Annotated in this window: 20 protein-coding genes; 14 read left to right on the top strand and 6 right to left on the bottom strand. The window is 74.2% G+C overall.

The features are described 5' to 3' along the window. Window positions 1–36 precede the first annotated feature (36 nt). On the top strand, window positions 37–1,659 hold the full coding sequence (locus ACZ6O5_RS08480; protein WP_465975461.1) for an acetolactate synthase: 1,623 nt from the start codon (window positions 37–39) through the stop codon (window positions 1,657–1,659). Window positions 1,660–1,709: 50 nt separating this feature from the next. Here the strand turns inward: ACZ6O5_RS08480 and ACZ6O5_RS08475 are convergent, their stop codons facing one another. Genes ACZ6O5_RS08475 through ACZ6O5_RS08465 form a run of 3 tightly spaced genes read right to left on the bottom strand, consistent with a single transcriptional unit; the run spans window position 1,710 to window position 2,820 of the window. Beyond that, window positions 1,710–2,108, bottom strand: a complete 399-nt coding sequence (locus ACZ6O5_RS08475; protein WP_465975459.1) for a PLD nuclease N-terminal domain-containing protein — start codon at window positions 2,106–2,108, stop codon at window positions 1,710–1,712. A 26-nt stretch (window positions 2,109–2,134) separates the two neighbouring features. Further along, a complete protein-coding gene (locus ACZ6O5_RS08470; RefSeq protein WP_107156201.1) occupies window positions 2,135–2,434 on the bottom strand; it encodes a DUF202 domain-containing protein in 300 nt (99 codons plus the stop codon). Continuing rightward, complete coding sequence (locus ACZ6O5_RS08465) at window positions 2,431–2,820, bottom strand: YidH family protein (protein ID WP_465975457.1); 390 nt, start codon at window positions 2,818–2,820, stop codon at window positions 2,431–2,433. Before ACZ6O5_RS08465 ends, ACZ6O5_RS08470 begins: the two co-directional genes overlap by 4 nt. Before the next feature lie 41 nt (window positions 2,821–2,861). Between ACZ6O5_RS08465 and ACZ6O5_RS08460 the strand changes: the two genes are divergently transcribed. The 4 genes from ACZ6O5_RS08460 (at window position 2,862) to ACZ6O5_RS08445 (ending at window position 6,004) form a co-directional block, all read left to right on the top strand. Further along, complete coding sequence (locus ACZ6O5_RS08460) at window positions 2,862–3,659, top strand: GNAT family N-acetyltransferase (protein ID WP_465975455.1); 798 nt, start codon at window positions 2,862–2,864, stop codon at window positions 3,657–3,659. A gap of 2 nt (window positions 3,660–3,661) precedes the next feature. Beyond that, complete coding sequence (locus ACZ6O5_RS08455; RefSeq protein ID WP_281935906.1) at window positions 3,662–4,066, top strand: hypothetical protein; 405 nt, start codon at window positions 3,662–3,664, stop codon at window positions 4,064–4,066. A gap of 187 nt (window positions 4,067–4,253) precedes the next feature. Then, window positions 4,254–5,033, top strand: coding sequence for an electron transfer flavoprotein subunit beta/FixA family protein (locus ACZ6O5_RS08450; RefSeq protein WP_107156198.1), 780 nt, complete (start codon window positions 4,254–4,256; stop codon window positions 5,031–5,033). Between the two features lie 11 nt (window positions 5,034–5,044). Next, the gene (locus ACZ6O5_RS08445) at window positions 5,045–6,004 is read left to right on the top strand and encodes an electron transfer flavoprotein subunit alpha/FixB family protein (RefSeq protein WP_465975453.1); all 960 of its coding nucleotides are present in this window, start codon (window positions 5,045–5,047) and stop codon (window positions 6,002–6,004) included. A 101-nt stretch (window positions 6,005–6,105) separates the two neighbouring features. On the opposite strand, the gene ACZ6O5_RS08440 is transcribed toward ACZ6O5_RS08445, so the two are convergent. Together ACZ6O5_RS08440 and ACZ6O5_RS08435 are read right to left on the bottom strand one after the other, a co-directional pair. Next, window positions 6,106–6,876: an anti-sigma factor gene (locus ACZ6O5_RS08440; protein WP_465975451.1), complete on the bottom strand. Its 771-nt coding sequence runs from the start codon at window positions 6,874–6,876 to the stop codon at window positions 6,106–6,108. Then, on the bottom strand, window positions 6,830–7,450 hold the full coding sequence (locus tag ACZ6O5_RS08435) for an RNA polymerase sigma factor (protein ID WP_465975449.1): 621 nt from the start codon (window positions 7,448–7,450) through the stop codon (window positions 6,830–6,832). Before ACZ6O5_RS08435 ends, ACZ6O5_RS08440 begins: the two co-directional genes overlap by 47 nt. A 225-nt stretch (window positions 7,451–7,675) precedes the next feature. Between ACZ6O5_RS08435 and ACZ6O5_RS08430 the strand changes: the two genes are divergently transcribed. From ACZ6O5_RS08430 to ACZ6O5_RS08400, 7 genes are all read left to right on the top strand, one after another. Continuing rightward, window positions 7,676–8,506, top strand: a complete 831-nt coding sequence (locus ACZ6O5_RS08430) for a DUF4397 domain-containing protein (RefSeq protein ID WP_465975447.1) — start codon at window positions 7,676–7,678, stop codon at window positions 8,504–8,506. After that, a complete protein-coding gene (locus tag ACZ6O5_RS08425) occupies window positions 8,503–9,174 on the top strand; it encodes a class F sortase (protein ID WP_465975445.1) in 672 nt (223 codons plus the stop codon). The genes ACZ6O5_RS08430 and ACZ6O5_RS08425 overlap by 4 nt, the downstream gene beginning before the upstream one ends. 86 nt (window positions 9,175–9,260) lie before the next feature. Next, window positions 9,261–10,436 (top strand): cysteine desulfurase family protein, encoded by a 1,176-nt coding sequence (locus tag ACZ6O5_RS08420; protein WP_465975443.1) that lies wholly within the window; start codon window positions 9,261–9,263, stop codon window positions 10,434–10,436. A gap of 37 nt (window positions 10,437–10,473) precedes the next feature. Beyond that, on the top strand, window positions 10,474–11,547 hold the full coding sequence (mnmA, locus tag ACZ6O5_RS08415; RefSeq protein ID WP_465975441.1) for a tRNA 2-thiouridine(34) synthase MnmA: 1,074 nt from the start codon (window positions 10,474–10,476) through the stop codon (window positions 11,545–11,547). 483 nt (window positions 11,548–12,030) lie between these two features. Continuing rightward, a complete protein-coding gene (locus ACZ6O5_RS08410; RefSeq protein WP_465975439.1) occupies window positions 12,031–13,035 on the top strand; it encodes a methionine synthase in 1,005 nt (334 codons plus the stop codon). A gap of 37 nt (window positions 13,036–13,072) precedes the next feature. After that, window positions 13,073–13,441, top strand: a complete 369-nt coding sequence (locus ACZ6O5_RS08405) for a VOC family protein (RefSeq protein WP_465975437.1) — start codon at window positions 13,073–13,075, stop codon at window positions 13,439–13,441. Between the two features lie 26 nt (window positions 13,442–13,467). Beyond that, window positions 13,468–14,481: an ADP-ribosylglycohydrolase family protein gene (locus ACZ6O5_RS08400; RefSeq protein ID WP_465975435.1), complete on the top strand. Its 1,014-nt coding sequence runs from the start codon at window positions 13,468–13,470 to the stop codon at window positions 14,479–14,481. A gap of 13 nt (window positions 14,482–14,494) precedes the next feature. Here ACZ6O5_RS08400 and ACZ6O5_RS08395 read toward each other — a convergent pair whose 3' ends face one another. Next, entirely contained in the window at window positions 14,495–15,028 is a 534-nt protein-coding gene (locus ACZ6O5_RS08395; RefSeq protein WP_465975433.1) for a type II toxin-antitoxin system PemK/MazF family toxin, read from the bottom strand. Between the two features lie 180 nt (window positions 15,029–15,208). Here ACZ6O5_RS08395 and ligA point away from each other — a divergent pair, with 180 nt between their 5' ends. Together ligA and ACZ6O5_RS08385 are read left to right on the top strand one after the other, a co-directional pair. Further along, window positions 15,209–17,362: an NAD-dependent DNA ligase LigA gene (gene ligA, locus ACZ6O5_RS08390; RefSeq protein ID WP_465975431.1), complete on the top strand. Its 2,154-nt coding sequence runs from the start codon at window positions 15,209–15,211 to the stop codon at window positions 17,360–17,362. Window positions 17,363–17,514: 152 nt separating this feature from the next. Continuing rightward, a complete protein-coding gene (locus tag ACZ6O5_RS08385) occupies window positions 17,515–20,022 on the top strand; it encodes a putative bifunctional diguanylate cyclase/phosphodiesterase (protein ID WP_465975429.1) in 2,508 nt (835 codons plus the stop codon). Window positions 20,023–20,108 lie beyond the last annotated feature (86 nt).

Raw genomic sequence — 20,108 nt, 5'->3', positions numbered from 1 at the left:
GCGTGTGACTCCGGTCGCGCGACGAAGGGGAGTGGCATGACGGAACGCCTCGAGGGGCACGGCGGCGAGTTGGCGCTGGCGGCGCTGCTGGCGCACGGCGTACGGGAAATGTTCACGCTCTCCGGCGGGCACGTCTTCCCGCTCTACGACGCCGCGCACAAGTCCGGCTTCCCGCTCTACGACGTGCGGCACGAGCAGTCCGCCGTGTTCGCCGCCGAGGCGGTGGCCAAGCTCCAGCGCCGCCCCGGCCTGGCCGTGCTCACCGCCGGCCCCGGCGTCACCAACGGCGTCTCCGGCCTGACCAGCGCGTTCTTCAACGCCTCGCCGGTGCTGGTGCTGGGCGGGCGCGCGCCGCAGTTCCGCTGGGGCTCCGGCAGCCTCCAGGAGATGGACCACCTCCCGCTTGTCGCGCCGGTGACCAAGCACGCCGAGACGGTGTTCAGCGCCGACGACATCCCGCGCGCGGTGTCGGCGGCGCTGACCACCGCGCTCACCCCGCACCGGGGCCCGGTCTTCCTGGACTTCCCGCTGGAGGCGGTCTTCTCGGTCGGTGACGCCGACCTGCCGGCGGTCACCCCGCCCGCACCGATCGAGCCCGACCCGGACGAGGTGGCGAAGGCGGCCGGCCTGATCGCCGGCGCGTCCCGCCCGGTGATCATCGCCGGCTCCGACGTGTACGCCGGCGACGCGGTCGACGCGCTGCGTGCCGCCGCCGAGGCGTTGCAGGTGCCGGTGTTCACCAACGGCATGGGCCGGGGCGCGCTGCCGCCGTCCCACCCGCTGGCGTTCGCCAAGGCCCGCCGGGTCGCGCTGAAGGGCGCCGACGTGGTCGTGGTCATCGGCACGCCGCTGGACTTCCGGCTCTCCTTCGGCGACTTCGGCGACGCCACGGTGGTGCACGTGGTGGACGCGCCCAGCCAGCGCGCCGGGCACGTGCAGCCGGCCGCCGCGCCCGCCGGTGACCTGCGACTGATCCTCGGCGGGTTCGCCGAGCACAGCGGCGACCGGGCCGACCACGCCGGCTGGCTCGCCGAGCTGCGTACCGCCGAGGACGCGGCGAAGGCGCGCGACGCCGAGGAGATGGGCGCCGAGACCGACCCGATCCGGCCGGCCCGGGTCTACGGCGAGCTGCGCAAGGTGCTCGCCCCGGACGCCATCACCATCGGCGACGGCGGCGACTTCGTCTCGTACGCCGGGAAGTACCTGGAACCCGCGCAGCCCGGCACCTGGCTCGACCCCGGCCCGTACGGCTGCCTCGGCACCGGCCTGGGCTACGCGATGGGCGCCCGGGTCAGCCACCCGGACCGGCAGATCTGTGTGCTGATGGGCGACGGCGCGGCCGGCTTCTCGCTGATGGACGTGGAGTCGCTGGCCCGGCAGAAGCTGCCGGTGGTGATCGTGGTCGGCAACAACGGCATCTGGGGGCTGGAGAAGCACCCGATGCGCGCCATGTACGGCTACGACGTCGCCGCCGACCTCCAGCCCGGCCTGCGCTACGACAAGGTGGTCGAGGCGCTCGGCGGCGCGGGCGAGACGGTGGAGAAGGCCGCCGACCTCGGCCCGGCACTGGGTCGCGCGTTCGACGCCGGCGTGCCGTACCTGGTCAACGTGCTGACCGACCCGGCGGACGCGTACCCCCGCTCGTCGAACCTGGCCTGACCACGACCGTGACCGCCGCCGCCGGGTGACCGGCGGCGGCGCGTTGCCTTTCAGACCTCCGGGCGGTCCCGGTCGTCGGGGCGGTCCCGCAGTTCCGCCTCGCGGCGGCGCAGGTCCTCCTCCCAGCGGCGGAGGCGGTCCTGGTCCTCGTCGCGGGAGCGCTTGTCGAGCGAGGCGAGGAAGTCGGGGTCGTCGTCCGGGGCGAGCGGCCCGCGGACCGGCGCGGCGGGTCCCCCGAACCCGGTGCCGGCGGCCGGCCCGGTCGGGCGCTCGCGACCGGCCACGAACCAGGCGATCGAGCCGACCACCGGGAAGAACAGGATGACCAGCACCCAGATCATCCGGGGCAGTGCCTTGACCTGCCTGTCCTCGGCGGAGAGGCAGCTGATCAGCGCGCAGACGGCGAGCACGACCTGGACCAGGAAGAGCAGTACGTAGAGGCGGGCCATGCCCCATGATGGCCCACCCGACGGGGTCAGTGCACCCGGCCGAGCACGTGCGCCACGCCGAGCAGGGCCAACGCGGCGGCGCCGAGCGCGGTCAGCGGCATGGACAGGCGGCCGAGCCGGCGCGGGCCGGCCCCGGCGGCTCGTCGCCAGGCGGCGGCGAGCACGACCAACCAGACCAGGATCGCGACCCCGGCCAGCACCGCGTCCACGACCCGGCCGGTGAACGCCGGCCGAAGTTGGAGCAGCAGCACCACGGTCAGGGTGAGCAGCGTCCGTCGCCAGGCCAGCCGGGTGCGTTCGGCGGGCAGCCCGACGTCGGCGCTCATGGGGTTGTTCCCCGGATGAGCACGGCGCCCACCAGGAGCAGCGCGCCGACCGCGACGATCAGCGCCAGCACGGCGGGGAAGCGGGACGCCGGCAGTTCTTCGCCCAGCCGGATGGCGCGTTCGGTGCGGGCCCAGTGGTCCACCGCGCGGATCGACACGGTGGCGCCGAGCAGCAGCAGCCCGACGGCGAGCATCTCGCGCAGGTGGGCCAGCGGGAGCGGCGGGAGGAACTGCGCGGCGGCCAGCCCGCCCGCGACCAGCGCCAGCCCGGTCCGCAGCCAGGCCAGGAACGTCCGTTCGTTGGCCAGCGAGAAGCGGTAGTCCGGCGTGCTGCCGACCGAACGCAGCTCCCGCGGGTCGAACCAGCGCTTGATCGACTCCCACACGGCACCGATTATCCGCTTTGCCGCCGGCCTAGCCTGAGGGGATGACCGATCTTGACGCGCGCGCCCTGCGCGACGCCTACGACACGCAGGTCCGTCCGGAGCTGCCGGACCCGGTGCCCGCCGGGGTGACCATCGAGCGGGACGGCCCGCTGTTCCGGGTGCTCGGGCTGGATCAGCGTGGCTTCCTCACCTACCGGACGCTCGACGGCCTGGCCGGCGCCGAGCTGGACGCGTTGATCGCCCGGCAGGTCGAGGTGTTCCGGGCCCGCGGCGAGGCGGTCGAGTGGAAGCTCGCCGGCCACGACGAGCCGGCCGACCTGGGCGACCGGTTGCGCGCCGCCGGCTTCGTCCCGGAGGACGAGGAGACCGTCGTGGTCGGCCCGGTGGCGCCGCTGGCCGCCGCCGTCCCGGTCCTCCCCGAGGGGGTACGCCTGCGCGAGGTCGCCGGCCGCGCCGACCTGGAGCGGATCGCCGCCATGGAGGAGGAGGTCTGGCACGACGACCGGGGACACCTGGTGACCGGGCTGGCCCGGGAGATCGAGGCGGACCCGCAGTCGATCACGATCGTGGTGGCGGAGGCGGGGGAGACGGTGATCAGCGCCGGCTGGATCCGCTACCAGGCCGGCACCGGGTTCGCCAGTCTCTGGGGTGGCTCGACGCTGCCGCAGTGGCGTCGGAAGGGCGTGTACCGGGCGCTGGTGGCGTACCGGGCGCGGCTGGCGCAGCAGCGCGGCCGGACGTTGGTGCAGGTGGACTGCTCGCCGGACAGTCGGCCCATCCTGGAGCGGCTGGGGCTCGTTGCGGTCACCACCACCACGCCGTACGTCTACACTCCGTGATCATGGACCGGTTGACGGAGGACGAGCAGCTCACCCTGAAGACCGGCGCGTTCGGGGCGGTGTTCCTGGTCTCCAACGCGGTGCCCGGGGTGCTGGGCATGGTACGCGAGAGCATCGCCGCCTCCGGTGCGCTGGCCGACGTCGGTGGCGTGGTCAAGGAGGCGCTCACCACCGGCCCGCTGCCGCAGTTGCCCCGCGACTCCGCGCTGGAGATCGAGTCGGTGGTGCTGCCCGCGCTGGGCCGGGCGGTGGAGATCCTGCGCGCCAAGTCGCCGGGCGACGTCGAGGCGTACCGGTCGGTGGTGCTGGCGGCGGCGGACCGGGTGGCGGCGGCGCACCGGGGCGTGGCGCCGGCCGAGGCGGCGGCCATCGACAAGATCCGGGTGGCGCTGACCGAGGCGGCGTGACGACCACAGGTTACGGTGAGTTGCGTCACTCCGGGCTCCCGGGGAGTCGATGCTACTTGCGGGTAACATTGCCCCGTGGGCAAGTGCACAGCGGCCTGCGGTTGACCGAGCGTTAAGTCACGCGGCAGGCTGCGCCCGTGACCGGGCGAGTGATCGCTACACCAAACAGGAGGGTCGTCGAAGCGCGATGAACATCGTCGTACTCGTCAAGCAGGTGCCCGATTCGGGCGCGGACCGCAACCTGCGTCCTGACGACAACACCGTCGACCGCGGCTCGGCGAACAACGTCATCAACGAGATGGACGAGTACGCCATCGAAGAGGCGTTGAAGATCAAGGAAGCGCACGGCGGTGAGGTCACCATCCTGACCATGGGTCCGGACCGGGCGACCGAGTCGATCCGCAAGGCGCTCTCCATGGGGCCGGACAAGGCCGTCCACGTCGTCGACGACGCGCTGCACGGCTCCTGCGCGGTGGCCACCTCGAAGGTGCTCGCCGCCGCCCTCGGGCAGCTCAACGCCGACCTGGTCATCTGCGGCGCCGAGTCCACCGACGGTCGGGTGCAGGTCATGCCGCACATGATCGCCGAGCGGCTGGGCGTGGCCGCCCTGACCGGCGCGCGCAAGCTCACCGTCGACGGCTCGACGCTGACCGCCGAGCGGCAGACCGAGGAGGGCTACGAGGTGGTCACCGCCTCGACGCCGGCCGTGGTCTCCGTCTGGGACACCATCAACGAGCCGCGCTACCCGTCCTTCAAGGGCATCATGGCCGCGAAGAAGAAGCCGGTGCAGACCCTCTCCCTGGGCGACCTGGGCGTGGCCCCGGCCGAGGTGGGCCTCGACGGCGCCACCAGCGCCGTGTTGGAGCACACCAAGCGCCCGCCGCGCTCCGGCGGCGAGAAGATCACCGACGAGGGCGAGGGCGGCGTCAAGCTGGTCGAGTTCCTCGCCACCGAGAAGTTCGTGTGAGAGGTCTGGACATGTCTGAGGTTCTCGTCGTCGTCGAAGCCACGAAGGAATTCGGCGTCAAGAAGGTCACCCTGGAGATGCTCACCCTCGCCCGCGAGCTGGGCACCCCGAGCGCGGTCGTGCTCGGCGGCGCCGGCGCCGCCGAGGCGCTGAGCGCCAAGCTGGGCGAGTACGGCGCGGAGAAGATCTACGCCGCCGAGGGCGAGGAGATCGACGGCTTCCTGGTGGCCCCGAAGGCCACCGTGGTCGCCGAGCTGGTCAAGCGGGTGCAGCCGGCCGCCGTGCTGCTCGCCTCCTCGCAGGAGGGCAAGGAGATCGCCGCCCGCCTGGCGGTCAAGCTGGACAACGGCATCCTGACCGACGTGGTCGCCCTGGCCGCCGACGGCACCGCCACCCAGGTCGCGTTCGCCGGCTCCACCATCGTCAAGTCCAAGGTCACCAAGGGCCTGCCGCTGGTCACCGTCCGGCCGAACTCGCTCAACCCGACCCCGGCCGCGGCCACCCCGGCCGTCGAGCAGCTCACCGTGTCGGTCACCGACGCGGACAAGCTGGCCAAGGTCGTCGAGCGGGTCGCCGAGCAGAAGGGCTCCCGCCCCGAGCTGACCGAGGCGTCGATCGTCGTCTCCGGCGGTCGCGGCGTCGGCAACGCCGACAACTTCAAGCTGGTGGAGGAGCTGGCCGACCTGCTCGGCGGCGCGGTCGGCGCGTCCCGTGCGGCGGTCGACTCCGGCTTCTACCCGCACCAGTTCCAGGTCGGCCAGACCGGCAAGACGGTCTCCCCGCAGCTCTACGTCGCGCTCGGCATCTCCGGCGCGATCCAGCACCGGGCCGGCATGCAGACGTCGAAGACCATCGTCGCGGTGAACAAGGACGGCGAGGCGCCGATCTTCGAGCTGGCCGACTACGGCGTGGTCGGCGACCTGTTCAAGATCGTCCCGCAGGCCGCCGAGGAGATCCGCAAGCGCAAGTGACCCCACGGTCGTGAACGAAGGCCGCCGCCCGGATCACCGGGCGGCGGCTTCTTCTCGTAGGGAGCTGATCGGCGGGCCGGGGAGCTGAGCCGGCCCGCCGATCAGCCCGTCAGGGTGCCCCTCAACAGGCTGTCGCCGGAGTGGCGGGTGTTGTTGTCGTACTGCTCGGCGCTGATGTCGACGACGGTGAAGGTGCTCAGGTCGACGTTGCGGGGGATCGGCAGCAACGCGTCCCCCGATCCGTTGCTCAACGTGCCCACCGAGAACATCTCCATCGTCTTCGGATCGATCAGCCAGACCTCGTAGTACCCCGGAACGCTCGGGAGATTCGCCACGTGCAGATGCAATTGGTTGTCCCCGAGCACCCGGGCGTCGCCCGAGGCGTCCTTCGGCGTCGCGCCGAACGCGGCCAGCGGCGCACTGGCCAACACCGTCGGCTGCGGCGCCGGATCGTCACCGCCGGCGCCGAGCACCGCGACGGTGCCCGCGACACCGATCACCGCGGCGGCGGTGGCGGTGACCGCGGTGCTCGCCCACCTCGGCAAGCGGCGGCCACGGCGTGGGCGGACGACGGTCGACGGTCGGTCGCCGACATCGGCCGGATCGCCGGTACGCGGCAGCCGGCGACCGTTCAACGTGGGCAGTTCCTCGGCGGCCCGGATCTCGGCGACGATGCCCTGCCAGACGTGCTCCGGCGGATCGGGCAGCTCGGTCAGGCCCTGGGTGCCGGCGCCGAGCCCGGCGACGTGCCGGAGCGTCTCCAGCTCGCCCTGGCAGTGACCGCAGGAGGCGAGGTGGGTGGATTCCGCGTCGGCCGCCTCGCTCTCACCGAGCGCCAGAAAGACCAGCCGGTCGTGTTCCAGGTGCTGCACCGTCCACCTCCCATCTGCGTTTCAGGCTCTGCATGCCGCGTCGGATGTGGCTCTTGACCGTGCCGAGCGGCACCCCTGTCACGGCCGAGATCTGCTGGTGTGTCAGGTCGTCGTAGAACGCCAGCTCCAGCATCCGCCGTTGCTCGTCGGGGAGCCGGGCCAGCTCGTCGGCGACCACCAGCCGGTCGACCACCGTGTCCGGGTCGGGGCCGGTGTCCACCGGCTCGGGCAGTTGCCTCACCGTCTCGACCACCCGGGTCTCCCGGGCCGCGGCGCGGATCCGGTCGACCACCTTGCGTCGCCCGATGCCGAGCAGCCAGCCGATCAGTGATCCCTTCGCCGGGTCGAACGTCTCCCGGCCGAGCCAGGCGGCGACGAACGTCGCCTGCGTCACGTCCTCGGCGTCACTGCGGTTGACCAGCGTCGTGGTGGCCAGGTGCAGCACCGCTCGGCCGTATCTGTCGTACGCCTCGCGCAGGGCTGCCTCGTCGCCGTCGCGGAACCGTGTCGCGAGGTCGTCCTCGACCGGCGGCTCGGGGCCTTGCCTCGCCGCCGTCACCGGGCGGCTCGCCATCCGTGGGGCATGCCGAACTGTAACTCCCACCGCCCCCGCCCCACTCCCGGTGTGTCCGACACGACGCTCATCACCTCCTCCTTCGTCGGCGAGGGGCCCGACAGATGCGTCCGCGGCCGGAAAAAGAAAACGGATCCGGTGCGCATCCGGGGGCGGCGGGGCCGGCGTAACCCGTTCTGCAAGCCAGGCCTGACGAATCAGCACCAACCACCAGGAGGCACTCAAATGCAGCACGCCATGTTCCGTCGGGTCGCCGCGGGCGGCGCGGTGGCCGCCCTCACCTTCGCCGGCGTCGGCGCCGCCACGATGAGCCCGGCATACGCCGCCTCGTCGAAGGTCTCCGTGGTCCACGGCATCCCGGACACCCCGGTCGACGTCTACGTCAACGGCAAGAAGACGCTCGACAACTTCAAGCCCGGCGACGTGGCCGGCCCGCTCACGCTGCCCGCGGGCGAGTACGACATCGCCCTGACCAAGCCCGGTGAGGCGGTCGACAAGGCCATCCTGAAGGTCGACGACGCCGAGGTGCCGGGCGGGGCGAACATCAGCCTCGCCGCCCACCTGAGCGCCGACGGCAAGCCGCAGATCACCCCGTTCGTGAACGACGTGTCCAAGGTGGGCGCCGGCAAGGCCCGGCTGATCGTCCGGCACACCGCCGCCGCGCCGGCGGTGGACGTGCGGGCCGGCGGCAAGCCGGTCTTCGAGGGGCTGACCAACCCGAAGGAGGCCAAGGCCGACGTGGCCGCCGGCACCGTCAAGGCGGACGTGGTGCTCGCCGGCACCGACACCGTCGCCATCGGCCCGGCCGACCTCAACCTGAAGGAGGGCACCGCCACCATCGTCTACGCGATCGGCTCCGCCGAGGCCAAGAACCTCGACCTGGTCGCGCAGACCATCAGCGGCCTGCACTCGGCGCCGGGCGGCGTGCCCAGCGGCACCGGCGGCCAGGCCGGCACCGGCGTGGACACCTGGTGGTACGTGCTGGCCGGCGCCGGCGTGCTGCTCCTGGTCGGCGGCGGCGCGCGGGTGGCCACCGCCCGGGCCGGTCGCCGGTGACGGTGCGCAACCGCGGGGCGCTGGCGGCGATGGCCGCCGGCGTCGCCGCGCTCACCGTGGCGACGCTGGTGGCGTGCGGGTCGCAGCCCGCCGAGGACGTCGGCGCCGACGAGGCGGCGGCGCTGGCCAGCGCCACCCCCAGCGCGACGCCGGCGGCGACCCCGACCGGGGACGCGTCGGTGCCGGTGAACGCCGGCACGCTGCCGGCGGACGGCAAGGCCGTGCCACCGGTACGGCTGAGCATCCCGCCGATCAAGGTCACCGCCTCGGTCAACCCGGTCGGCATCAACGAGCGCACCAACGAGTTCGAGGTGCCGCCCAGCGTGGACCAGGTCGGCTGGTACCGCTACGGCCCGGGACTGGAGGCCGACGCCGGCTCGGTGGTCATCGCCGGGCACGTGGACAGCGCGGAGCAGGGCAAGGGTGCGTTCTTCCGGCTCCGTGAGCTGAACCGGGGGGACACCTTCACCGCCACCGGCGCGGACGGGAAGGACCGTCGCTACCGGGTGGTGGCCCGGGAGGAGTACACCAAGACGAAGATCCCGCTGGCGCGGTACTTCGCCCGCGACGGCAGCCCGCGACTCACGTTGATCACCTGCGGCGGCCCGTTCGACCCGAAGACCCGGCACTACCGCGACAACATCGTCGTCACCGCGGTTCCCGCATGAGCGTCCGGACCGTCCGTCCCGCCTCCGCACGGGACGGGCGGTCCGGCCAGCGGTGGCCCGCCCACCGGCCGTTAGGCTGAACGGTGATGGCATACCTGGATCACGCGGCGACGACCCCGATGCTCGACGAGGCACTCGAGGCGTACGTCGCCACCGCCCGCGAGGTGGGCAACGCGTCGTCGCTGCACGCCTCCGGCCGCCGTGCCCGGCGGCGGGTGGAGGAGTCCCGCGAGCGGGTGGCCGCCGCGCTCGGCGCCCGCCCCTCCGAGGTGATCTTCACCGGCGGAGGCACGGAGAGTGACAACCTCGCCGTGAAGGGCATCTTCTGGGCCCGCCGCGACGCCCGGCCCGAGCGGGTCCGGGTGGTCTCCAGCGCGGTCGAGCACCACGCCGTGCTGGACGCGGTGGACTGGCTCGTCGGGCACGAGGGCGCGGAGGCCGGCTGGCTGCCGGTCGACGCGACCGGCCGGCTCGACCCGGAGCGGCTCCGCGCCGAGCTGGCCGAGCACGGCGACCGGGTGGCGGTGGTCACCGCGATGTGGGCCAACAACGAGGTCGGCACCGTCCAGCCGGTGGCCGGGCTGGCCGCGGTCGCCGCCGAGCACGGGGTGCCGTTCCACACCGACGCGATCCAGGCGGTCGGTCAGGTGCCCGTCGACTTCGCCACGACCGGCGTGTCCGCGCTCACCGTGACCGGGCACAAGCTCGGCGGTCCGACCGGCGTCGGCGCGCTGCTGCTGGCCCGCGACGTCGCGGCCGTCCCGCTGCTGCACGGCGGTGGCCAGGAGCGCGACGTCCGCTCCGGGACGCTGGACACGGCCGGCATCGTCGCGTTCGCGGTCGCCGTCGAGGCCGCGGTGAAGGGCCAGCAGGAGTACGCGGCCCGGGTCGCCGCGCTCCGCGACGAGCTGGTCGAGCGGGTCCGTCGGGCGGTGCCCGAGGTGGTGTTCAACGGCGACCCGACGGACCGACTCCCCGGCAACGCGCACTTCTCCTTCCCCGGCTGCGAGGGGGACGCGCTGCTGCTGCTCCTCGACGCCCAGGGCATCGCCTGCTCGACCGGGTCGGCCTGCTCGGCCGGCGTGGCCCAGCCCTCGCACGTGCTGCTGGCCATGGGCGCCGACGACGACCGGGCCCGCTCCTCGTTGCGTTTCACGCTCGGTCACACCAGCAGCGGCGCGGACGTGGACACGCTCATCGCCGCGTTGCCGGCCGCCGTCGAGCGGGCCCGCCGCGCGGCCGCCCTCCGTACCCCCCGCTGACCCGGATACCCTCGGTGGGGACGAGGGGAGTGGGCCGGTGAGGGTTCTGGCGGCGATGTCGGGCGGGGTGGACTCCGCCGTGGCGGCGGCACGTGCGGTGGAGGCGGGGCACGACGTGACCGGCGTGCACCTGGCGCTGGCCCGCAACCCGCAGACCTACCGCACCGGCGCCCGGGGCTGCTGCACCCTGGAGGACTCCCGGGACGCCCGGCGGGCCGCCGACGTGCTGGGCATTCCGTTCTACGTGTGGGACATGGCGGACCGGTTCCACGACGACGTGGTCGACGACTTCGTCGCCGAGTACGCGGCCGGCCGTACCCCGAACCCGTGCCTGCGCTGCAACGAGAAGATCAAGTTCGCCGCGGTGCTGGACCGGGCCGTGGCCCTGGGCTTCGACGCCGTGGTGACCGGCCACCACGCCCGGCTCGGCCCGGACGGCCTGCTGCGGCGCAGCGTCGACGAGGCCAAGGACCAGTCGTACGTCCTCGCGGTGCTGACCCGCGCGCAGCTCGACCGGTCGGTCTTCCCGCTCGGTGACTCGACCAAGGCCGAGGTGCGCGCGGAGGCCGCCCGGCGCGGCCTCGCCGTGGCCGACAAGCCGGACTCGCACGACATCTGCTTCATCGCCGACGGCGACACCCGCGGCTTCCTGGCCGAGCGGCTCGGCGAGGCCCCTGGTCAGGTGGTGGACGCGCTCACCGGCGCGGTCGTCGGCAACCACAGCGGCGCCTACCAGTACACCGTCGGGCAGCGACGCGGGCTGCACCTGGACCGCCCCGCGCCGGACGGCCGGCCCCGCTACGTGCTCTCCATCACCCCGAAGACCAACACGGTGACGGTCGGCCCGGCCGAGGCGCTTGAGGTCTCCGCGGTGCGCGCGGTCCGCCCGGTCTGGACCGGCGGCCCGCGCCCGGACGGGCCGGTCGAGTGCGAGGTGCAGCTCCGGGCACACGGCGACGTGGTCCCGGCTGCCGTCTCGGTCGACGCCGACGGCCTGCACGCCGCGCTGCGCCGACCGCTGCGCGGGGTCGCCGCCGGCCAGGCGATCGTGGCCTACCGGCCGGACCCGGCCGGTGACGTGGTCCTCGGCTCCGCCACCATCACCGCCTGACGGGTCAGGGCGCGACGGGCCTGGCGGGTCACCCCACCCGGCGACGGCTCCGCCGGGCGGCCGTGGCGCAGCCGGTCCGTGCCGCCACCGGCCGGGCCGGGCGCCGTAGGCGGTGTTCTCTCCGGCGCCTTTAGAGCTGAGAGCACGAACGACTCACCGACCGGCGCCCGCTGCCGTGCCCGGGGCTACCTCATGGCGCGACCCGGGCGGCGCGACCCGGGCGGCGCGACCCGGGCGGCGCGACCCGGGCGGCGCGACCCGGGCGGCGCGACCCGGGCGGCGCGATCGGGGCGGTGCGACCCGGTGGGCGTGACCTGGGTGGGGCGCGACCCGGTGTGACCCGGGCGGTAGGCGCGGAGCAGCGCCGCCCTCCGGAACCGGGTGAGTCGTTTCCGCTCTCAGCTCGAAAGGGCCGGTGAAGCGCTCTGGTCGCCGGCCCGCGCCCCGGCCCGCCCGTCGGCCGGCAGCGGCTAGGCTTCGGCGGTGACTGATCAGCAGTGGCCCTGGCCGGCCGGGGCGGCGACCGGAATCGGTTCGCTGCCCGGCACCGACATCGCCGAGGCGCAGCGGATCGTGCTCGGCGAGCTGCCCACGCTGCCGCATCTGCCGGAGCTGCCCGCCCGGGGCCCGGGCGCGGATCTCGTGGGCCGCACCGCCGGGCTGCTCGTCGAGCTTCCGGTCGAGCTGTACGCGGCCCGCTGGCGGGTCGCCCTGCGCCCCGGCCGGGACCTGCGCCGCGCCCGTGACCTGATGGAACGCGACCTCGACCAGCTCGCCGAGCAGGCCGAGGAGTACGCCGGCCCGGTCAAGGTCCAGGCCGCCGGCCCGTTCACCCTGGCCGCCACGCTGGAGCTGCCGCTCGGCGGCCGGGTGCTGCGCGACCCCGGCGCGGTACGGGACCTCGCCGGCTCGCTGGGCGAGGGGCTGCGCGGCCACCTGGCGGCGGTGAGCCGACGACTGCCCCGCGCCACGGTGCTGCTCCAGCTCGACGAGCCGTCCCTGCCGGCGGTGCTGGCCGGGCGGGTGCCCACCGAGAGTGGCCTCGGCACCCACCGGCCGATGGAGGCCGAGGTGGCCCGCGCGCTGCTGCGCGGCGTGCTCGACGCGGCCGGCGTCCCCACGCTGGTGCACTGCTGCGCGCCGGACGTGCCGTTGGAGCTGATCCGTTCCGCCGGTGCCGTCGGCGTCGCCCTCGACCTGTCCCTGGTCAAAGACCTGGACCCGCTCGGCGAGGCGCTCGACGCCGGGTTCGGGCTGCTGGCCGGCGCCGCGCCGACGCTGCCGCCGTCGTCCGGCCGGGCGCCCACGTCCGCCGAGGTCGCCGACCGGGTCCGCCGGCTCTGGGACCAGCTCGGCTTTCCCCGCCGGCGGCTGGCCGAACAGGTGGTGGTCACGCCCGCGTGCGGGCTGGCCGGCGCCACCCCGGCGTACGCGCGGGCCGTGCTGGCCGCCTGTCGCGACGCCGGCCGGCGGCTCGCCGAGGAGTGACGTTTTCCTGTCGTAAGCCGGGGGCAGGATGGCCGGCATGATCGGACGACTGCGTTCCACCGTGATCGACTGTCCCGACCCGCGTGCGCTGGCCGGCTTCTACGCGGAACTGCTCGGTCTCCCGCTGATCGAGGACAGTTCCGACGGCGACGACTGGGTGGTCCTCGGCGGCCCGCCCGGGCACCAGCCGCGGCTCGCCTTCCAGAAGGCGCTCGACCTGCGGGCACCCGACTGGCCCGACCCGGAGCGTCCGCAGCAGTTCCACCTGGACGTGACGGTGGACGACATCGAGGCGGCCGAGAAGGCGGCGCTGGCCCTCGGCGCGCGGCGGCTGCCCGGCGAGGGGGAGGGCTTCCGGGTCTACGCCGACCCGGCCGGCCACCCGTTCTGCCTCTGCTGGGACTGACCGCACGGGGCTTGCGCGGCCATTGCATGATCACCACCGTGACCGCCTCCACCGACCGACGCGCCGCCGGCTCGCTCTTCGGCCTGGCCTACGGCGACGCCCTCGGCAAGCCGACCGAGTTCCTCACCGTCACCGAGATCGTCCGGCGCTACGGCCCGGCCGGTCCCCGCGAGCTGGAAGGTGACCCGGCACTGGTCACCGACGACACCCAGATGGCGCTGGCCGTGGCGTGGGCGTTGCACGACGCGCCGGCGTACACGGCGGAGGCGGTGGAGCCGCTGCTGCGGCAGCGCTTCCTCGACTGGGCGGCCAGCCCGGAGAACAACCGCGCGCCGGGCATGACCTGCCTACGGGCCTGCGCCGAGCTGAGTCGGGGCACCCGCTGGCAACAGGCCACGGTCGCCGGTTCGAAGGGCTGTGGCGCGAACATGCGGGTCACCCCGGTCGGGTTGCTCGACGTCGACCTCGACACGCTGGCCGGGCTGGCCCAGCTCCAGGCCGGCCTCACCCACGGGCACCCGACCGGGCTGGCGGCCAGCGAGCTGACCGCGTACGCGGTCCGGCTGCTGCGCGACGGCGCGGCGCTGCCGGCGCTGCCCGGCCTGCTCACCGAGCGGGCCCGCGAGCAGCGCACGGTCTACCGGGGCGAGTGGCTCGGCGACCTGTGGCAGCGTCCGGGCGTCACCGACCCGGCGGAGTTCATCGCCCGCGGCTGGGACGACTGCCTGCGGGTGCTCGGCCGGCTGGAGGCGGCGCTGGCACGCCCCGACGACGGCGGCGACCCGTGTCGGCTCACCGGGGAGGGGTGGATCGCGGAGGAGGCGCTCGCGACCGCGCTGCTCTGCGCGCTGCGGCACCCGGACGAACCGGTCGCCGCGCTGGCCCGGGGCGCCACCACCGCCGGCGACTCGGACTCCATCGCCGCGCTGGCCGGGGCGTTCCTCGGGGCCGCGTACGGGATGGCCGCCTGGCCGGCCGACTGGTCCGCCCGCATCGAGTACGCGGACCAGCTCACCGCCCTGGCCGACCCGCTGGACTGAGCGGTGTCCCGCGCTACGCGGTGAGGTGGGGCAGGCGGCGGACGCCGCGCCACACCTCGGGGTCGCAGTCACCGGCGCGGTCCGCGAACTCGTCGAGCGGCACCCGGATCGGTTCGCTGACGTCGAGGAAGCTGTCGTGGTCCGCGCCGGGGTCCCAGGTGCGGGTCGGGATCCGCACGTGGTCGTCCCGGTCCGACTTGTCCTGGCTGGTGATCTTCAGGACCTCGGCCGCCCGGCCGTCGACGCGCAGCACCAGGCAGGGGCGCACCTTCGAACCGGTGCCGTCGGCGTACGGCACGTCGGCCCACCAGATCGCCCCGGGCCGTGGCCGGTCGCCGGTCGGCCGGTCGGCCCCACGCGGCTTCGGCGGAGCGGCGACCCGCCCACCACCGGGTCGGTTGTCCCGGCCGCGCCCCGGCCGGCTGCCCCGCCCACCACCGGGCCGGCTGCCCCGCCCGTCGGCGGCGCGGCGGCGCCACTCGCTCCACAGCCAGCCCGCCGCCACACAGGCCACGATCACCAGTGCCCAGATCAGCGCGTCGCGCATCCGTGCCCGCCTTCCGTCCGCTTCGGCCCAGCGATCGTCGCACGGTTGCGGCCCGTCCGCTCCGCGGCGCGGCACGCGTCGCCGGGGCGGCGGGTCGCCCTGCTCAGCGCGGGTGGGCGGACGGTTGTCACAGCCGACCGTTACGGTTCGGGGGTAGCACGAGCACGGGAGGTCGACAGCGTGTCCGATGGTGGCGGCGTGTCCGAAGAAGCGGTTCCCCCGACGGTCGACGCCGCCCAGGAGGCGGCGGCCGGCGTCGAGCCGACCCCCGAGGCCCGGGAGCGGCACGCCACGCTGAGCCAGGAGCTCACCGAGCACCAGTACCGCTACTACGTGCTGGACGCGCCGACGATCACCGACGCCGAGTTCGACAGGCAACTGCGCGAGCTGGAGGCGCTGGAGGCGGAGTTCCCGGCGTTGCGCACCCCCGACTCGCCCACCCAGCGGGTCGGCGGCACGTTCTCCACCGACTTCACCCCGGTCACGCACGCCGAGCGGATGCTCTCGCTCGACAACGCGTTCGCCGACGAGGAGTTGGCCGCCTGGGCCGAGCGGGTCGAGCGCGACGCCGGTGGCCCGGTGCCCTACCTCTGCGAGCTGAAGGTCGACGGCCTGGCCATCAACCTGACCTATGAGAAGGGCCGGTTGGTCCGGGCGGCCACCCGCGGCGACGGCCGCACCGGTGAGGACGTCACCGCCAACGTCCGCAGCATCAAGGGCGTGCCGGCCCGGCTGACCCCGTCCGACGACTTCCCCGACGTGCCCGAGCTGATCGAGGTGCGCGGCGAGATCTACTTCCCGGTGGCCGGGTTCGCCGACCTCAACGCGAGCCTGGTCGAGCAGGGCAAGGCGCCGTTCGCCAACCCGCGTAACGCCGCCGCCGGCAGCCTCCGGCAGAAGGACCCGCGGGTCACCGCCGGTCGGCCGCTGCGCCTGATCGTGCACGGCATCGGCGCCCGCAAGGGCTACCGGCCGTCCGCGCAGTCCGAGTCGTACGCCGCGCTCAAGGCGTGGGGACTGCCCACCAGCGACCGCTGGAAGGTGGTGGCCGACCTGGCCGGCGTGGCGGAATACATCGCCTGGTACGGCAAGCACCGGCACGACGTCGAGCACGAGATCGACGGCGTGGTGGTCAAGGTCGACCCGGTCTCCATCCAGGGTCGTCTCGGCTCGACCAGTCGCGCGCCGCGTTGGGCGATCGCCTTCAAGTACCCGCCGGAGGAGGTCAACACCACGCTGCTCGACATCGACGTCAACGTCGGGCGCACCGGCCGGGTCACCCCGTTCGCCGTGCTCCAGCCGGTCCTGGTGGCCGGCTCCACGGTCGCGCTGGCCACCCTGCACAACGCCCGCGAGGTCGAACGCAAGGGCGTGCTCATCGGTGACACGGTGGTGCTGCGCAAGGCCGGCGACGTCATCCCCGAGATCCTCGGCCCGGTGGTCGACCTGCGGCCGGCCGACGCCCGCCCGTTCGTCATGCCGACCACCTGCCCGGCCTGCGGCACGCCGCTCGCGCCGGCCAAGGAGAGCGACGTCGACATCCGCTGCCCCAACGGGCGGACCTGTCCGGGGCAGATCCGCGAGCGGGTCTTCTACCTGGCCAGCCGCAAGGTGCTCGACATCGAGGTGCTCGGCGAGAAGGGCGCGGCGGCGCTGCTGGACGCGCAGATCATCACCAACGAGGGCGACCTGTTCCAGCTCGACGCCGAGCAGCTCGCCCGCTCGCCGTTCTTCGTGAACAAGGACGGCAGCCTCGGCACCAACGCCACCAAGCTGCTGGAGAACCTGGCCGAGGCCAAGGAACGGGACCTGTGGCGGGTGCTGGTGGCGTTCTCCATCCGGCACGTCGGCCCGACCGCGGCGCAGGCGCTCGCCCGGCACTTCCGCTCCGTCACCGCGATCGAGGAGGCGTCCGAGGAGGAGCTGTCCTCGGTGGACGGCGTCGGCCCGACCATCGCCGCGAGCCTCAAGGAATGGTTCGCCGTCGACTGGCACCGCGACGTGGTGGGCAAGTGGGCCGCGGCCGGCGTCCGCATGGCCGAGGAGTCCGCCGACGAGGGGCCGCGCCCGCTCGACGGGGTCACCGTGGTGGTCACCGGCACGCTTGCCGGGTTCAGCCGTGACGAGGCCGCCGAGGCGATCCAGAGCCGGGGCGGAAAGGTGACCGGCTCGGTCTCCAAGAAGACCGGCTTCGTGGTGGTCGGCGACAACCCCGGCACCAAGGCCGACAAGGCGGCCACGCTCAAGCTGCCGATCCTCGACGAGGACGGGTTCCGGGTGCTGCTGGAGTCCGGTCCGGAGGCGGCCCGGGGGGTGGCCCGGGTGGAGGAGTGACCGGCGCCCGGGTGACCGCCCGGCGGCGTATACCAACTTAATTACGACTAGCACCGATTCGTGACTGTCGTGTCGGGGAAAGCGGTCCGTAGGGCGTTTCATTGGCGTACGGCGCGTGACGGCGCGCGCCAGGACCGTGCCCGGGAGGTGCGATGGCGACCGACGACCCGCGCAACTCCGTCCCGCCGGGGCGGGCCGGGCCGTTCTTCGGCTTCGTCGGTGCGGTAGGCGTCGTCGCCCTGCTCGTCTCGGTCGGGCCGCTTGCCGCGTTGCCCGGCCGGCTGACCGAGCTGCCGGTCGCGTTCTGGACGATGGCGGCGCTCGCCGTCGCCTGCGACGCCCGCCCGTTCGTCCCGCCCGGCCGGCGGCAGACCTCGGCGGTCTTCCCGTCCACCTGCTTCACCTTCGCCATCCTGCTCGGCTGGGGTCTCGGCCCGGCGGTGGCGGTGCAGGCCGTGGCGGTGGCCGTCTCCGGCTGGCGTCTCGGGTACGCCGCCTGGCGCACCGGTTTCAACGCGGCCCAGTACGCGTGCGCGCTGGCCGCCGCGTACGCGGTCACCCGGTTCGGTCCGGGCGAGCTGTTCGGCGGTGGCCGGCTGCACTGGACGGACGTGGCAGCGGTGGGCGGCGCCACGGTGGCCTGGTTCGCGGTCAACTACGGGCTGGTCAACTCCGCCATCCGGCTGCGCTTCGGGGACCGGTGGTGGCCCAACGTCCGGCTCGGGCTGGCCTACGAGCTGCTCTCCACCGGCTCGCTGCTGCTGCTCGCGCCGGTGCTGGTGGCCGCCGCGCGGGCCAGCGCGGCGCTGATCCCGCTGGTGCTGGTGCCGCTCTTCGCGGTCTACCGGATGGCCCGGCTCTCCGCCGAGCGGGAACAGCTCGCCGACGTCGACCCGCTGACCGGGCTGCCCAACCGCAAGGCGTTGCTCAGCGAGGTGGTCGAGCAGGTGCACCTGCACGCCGAGCGGGCCGCCCGGGGCGAGCCGAACGCGCACGTGGCCCTGCTGCTGCTCGACCTGGACCGGTTCAAGCACGTCAACGACGCGCTCGGCCACGCGGTGGGGGACCGGCTGCTGGTCGAGGTGAGCGCCCGGCTGATCGACGTGGTCGGCGAGCACGAGATGGTGGCGCGGCTCGGCGGCGACGAGTTCGCCATCGTCGTGCCGGGGCTGGCCGGCGTCGAGGAGGCCCGGGAGCGGGCCGACCGGGTGGTCGCCGCGCTGGCCGAGCCGGTGCCGTTGGACGGGCTGCCGCTGGACGTGGGCGGCTCGATCGGCGTCGCGCTCTTCCCCGAGCACGGCGAGGACTTCGCCACCCTGATGCGGCACGCCGACGTGGCCATGTACGACGCCAAGCACCGCACCGACACGGTCGCGGTCTACGCGCCGGAGTCCGATCACAACTCGGCCGAGCGGTTGAGCCTCCTGGCGGACCTGCGCCGGGTGCTTGAGTCCTCGCCGTCGCCCTCCGGTGAGCCGGTGGGCGTGCGCGGCGGGGACGGCGCGGCGCTGACGCCGGGTCTGCCCGCCGCCCGGCCGGCGCACCCGGCCCGCCGGCGCCTCCGGTGGCGTCGTGAGCGTGTCGAGGCGCGCTCCGACGACGACCTGATCGAGCGGATCCTGACCGGCGCCGACCCGACCCGCCGCCGGGCCGACCGGGTCCCCGAGCCGGTCCGTCCCGGCGGTGACCCCGCGTCGGCGTCGGCCGCACCGGCGTCGGCCGCACCGACGGCGGCCCCACCGGCGTCGGCGGAGGTAGCGCCGGCTGCGTCGGTCGCGTCGACCCCGGCCGGCGGACCCGCCGTGGAGGCCGCCCCGGCCGCGCGGCTCGCGGAGACCACGGCCGCGTCGGCCGCGGAGGCCGGCGAGATCACCATGTACTACCAACCGCAGATCGCCATCGCCACCGGCGAGGTGGTCGGCGTCGAGGCGCTGCTGCGCTGGCGGCACCCGCGCCGGGGCATGGTCGACCCGGGGGAGCTGATCCAGGTCGCCGAGCAGAGCGCGGTCATGCGGCTGCTCACCCGCCGGGTGGTGGACGACGTGGTGGAGCAGCTCGCCAAGTGGTCCGCGGCCGGGCTCACGTTGCGGGCCGCGCTCAACGTCAGCGTCCGGGACCTGCACACCGGCGAGATCGCCGACCAGATCGCCGACCGGCTGACCCGGTACGGCGTCCCGCCCGAGCGGCTCCAGGTGGAGATCACCGAGGGCGCGCTGATGGCCGACCCCCGTCGGGTGCTGGCCAGCATCACCCACCTGCACCGGATCGGCGTCGGGATCGCGCTCGACGACTTCGGCACCGGGTACTCCTCCCTCCAGCACCTGCGCCGGCTGCCACTGTCCGAGGTGAAGGTGGACCGGTCGTTCGTGCTGGGCATGGCCGACGACCCGGACGACGCGGCGATCGTCCGCTCGATGATCGAGCTGGCCGGCGCGCTCGGCCTGCGGGTGGTCGCCGAGGGCGTGGAGGACGAGCGCACCTGGCGGCTGCTGCACGCCGCCGGCTGCGACGTGGCGCAGGGCTGGTTCCACGCCCGGCCGATGCCGGCCGAGGACCTGATCGCCTGGCTGTCGCGTTACCGCCCGGTCCGCCCGACCGCGGTGGACGGCGACGGGCGGGGCGGGCCGGCGGCGGAGGGGGAGTCGAAGGCGTCGTCGTGACGGCGGGACAATAGACTCGCTCCGGTCACCGCGCGTCATCGTGCTCCGTCAGGCGCGCGGCCGGCACACGCAGACGTCTGAAGGAC

This window comes from Micromonospora sp. NPDC049201, assembly GCF_055586805.1.
The sequence above is the reverse complement of the archived record's forward strand: the minus strand, read 5'-3'. Positions and strand labels throughout refer to the sequence as shown.

Excerpts from the sequence above, each read along its gene's own strand:
- ACZ6O5_RS08480 (WP_465975461.1), top strand. The coding sequence starts at position 37 with ATGACGGAACGCCTCGAGGGGCACGGCGGCGAGTTGGCGCTGGCGGCG.
- ACZ6O5_RS08475 (WP_465975459.1), bottom strand. The coding sequence starts at position 2,108 with ATGGCCCGCCTCTACGTACTGCTCTTCCTGGTCCAGGTCGTGCTCGCC.
- ACZ6O5_RS08470 (WP_107156201.1), bottom strand. The coding sequence starts at position 2,434 with ATGAGCGCCGACGTCGGGCTGCCCGCCGAACGCACCCGGCTGGCCTGG.
- ACZ6O5_RS08460 (WP_465975455.1), top strand. The coding sequence starts at position 2,862 with ATGACCGATCTTGACGCGCGCGCCCTGCGCGACGCCTACGACACGCAG.
- ACZ6O5_RS08455 (WP_281935906.1), top strand. The coding sequence starts at position 3,662 with ATGGACCGGTTGACGGAGGACGAGCAGCTCACCCTGAAGACCGGCGCG.
- ACZ6O5_RS08450 (WP_107156198.1), top strand. The coding sequence starts at position 4,254 with ATGAACATCGTCGTACTCGTCAAGCAGGTGCCCGATTCGGGCGCGGAC.
- ACZ6O5_RS08445 (WP_465975453.1), top strand. The coding sequence starts at position 5,045 with ATGTCTGAGGTTCTCGTCGTCGTCGAAGCCACGAAGGAATTCGGCGTC.
- ACZ6O5_RS08435 (WP_465975449.1), bottom strand. The coding sequence starts at position 7,450 with ATGGCGAGCCGCCCGGTGACGGCGGCGAGGCAAGGCCCCGAGCCGCCG.
- ACZ6O5_RS08430 (WP_465975447.1), top strand. The coding sequence starts at position 7,676 with ATGCAGCACGCCATGTTCCGTCGGGTCGCCGCGGGCGGCGCGGTGGCC.
- ACZ6O5_RS08420 (WP_465975443.1), top strand. The coding sequence starts at position 9,261 with ATGGCATACCTGGATCACGCGGCGACGACCCCGATGCTCGACGAGGCA.
- ACZ6O5_RS08405 (WP_465975437.1), top strand. The coding sequence starts at position 13,073 with ATGATCGGACGACTGCGTTCCACCGTGATCGACTGTCCCGACCCGCGT.
- ACZ6O5_RS08400 (WP_465975435.1), top strand. The coding sequence starts at position 13,468 with ATGATCACCACCGTGACCGCCTCCACCGACCGACGCGCCGCCGGCTCG.
- ACZ6O5_RS08395 (WP_465975433.1), bottom strand. The coding sequence starts at position 15,028 with ATGCGCGACGCGCTGATCTGGGCACTGGTGATCGTGGCCTGTGTGGCG.
- ACZ6O5_RS08385 (WP_465975429.1), top strand. The coding sequence starts at position 17,515 with ATGGCGACCGACGACCCGCGCAACTCCGTCCCGCCGGGGCGGGCCGGG.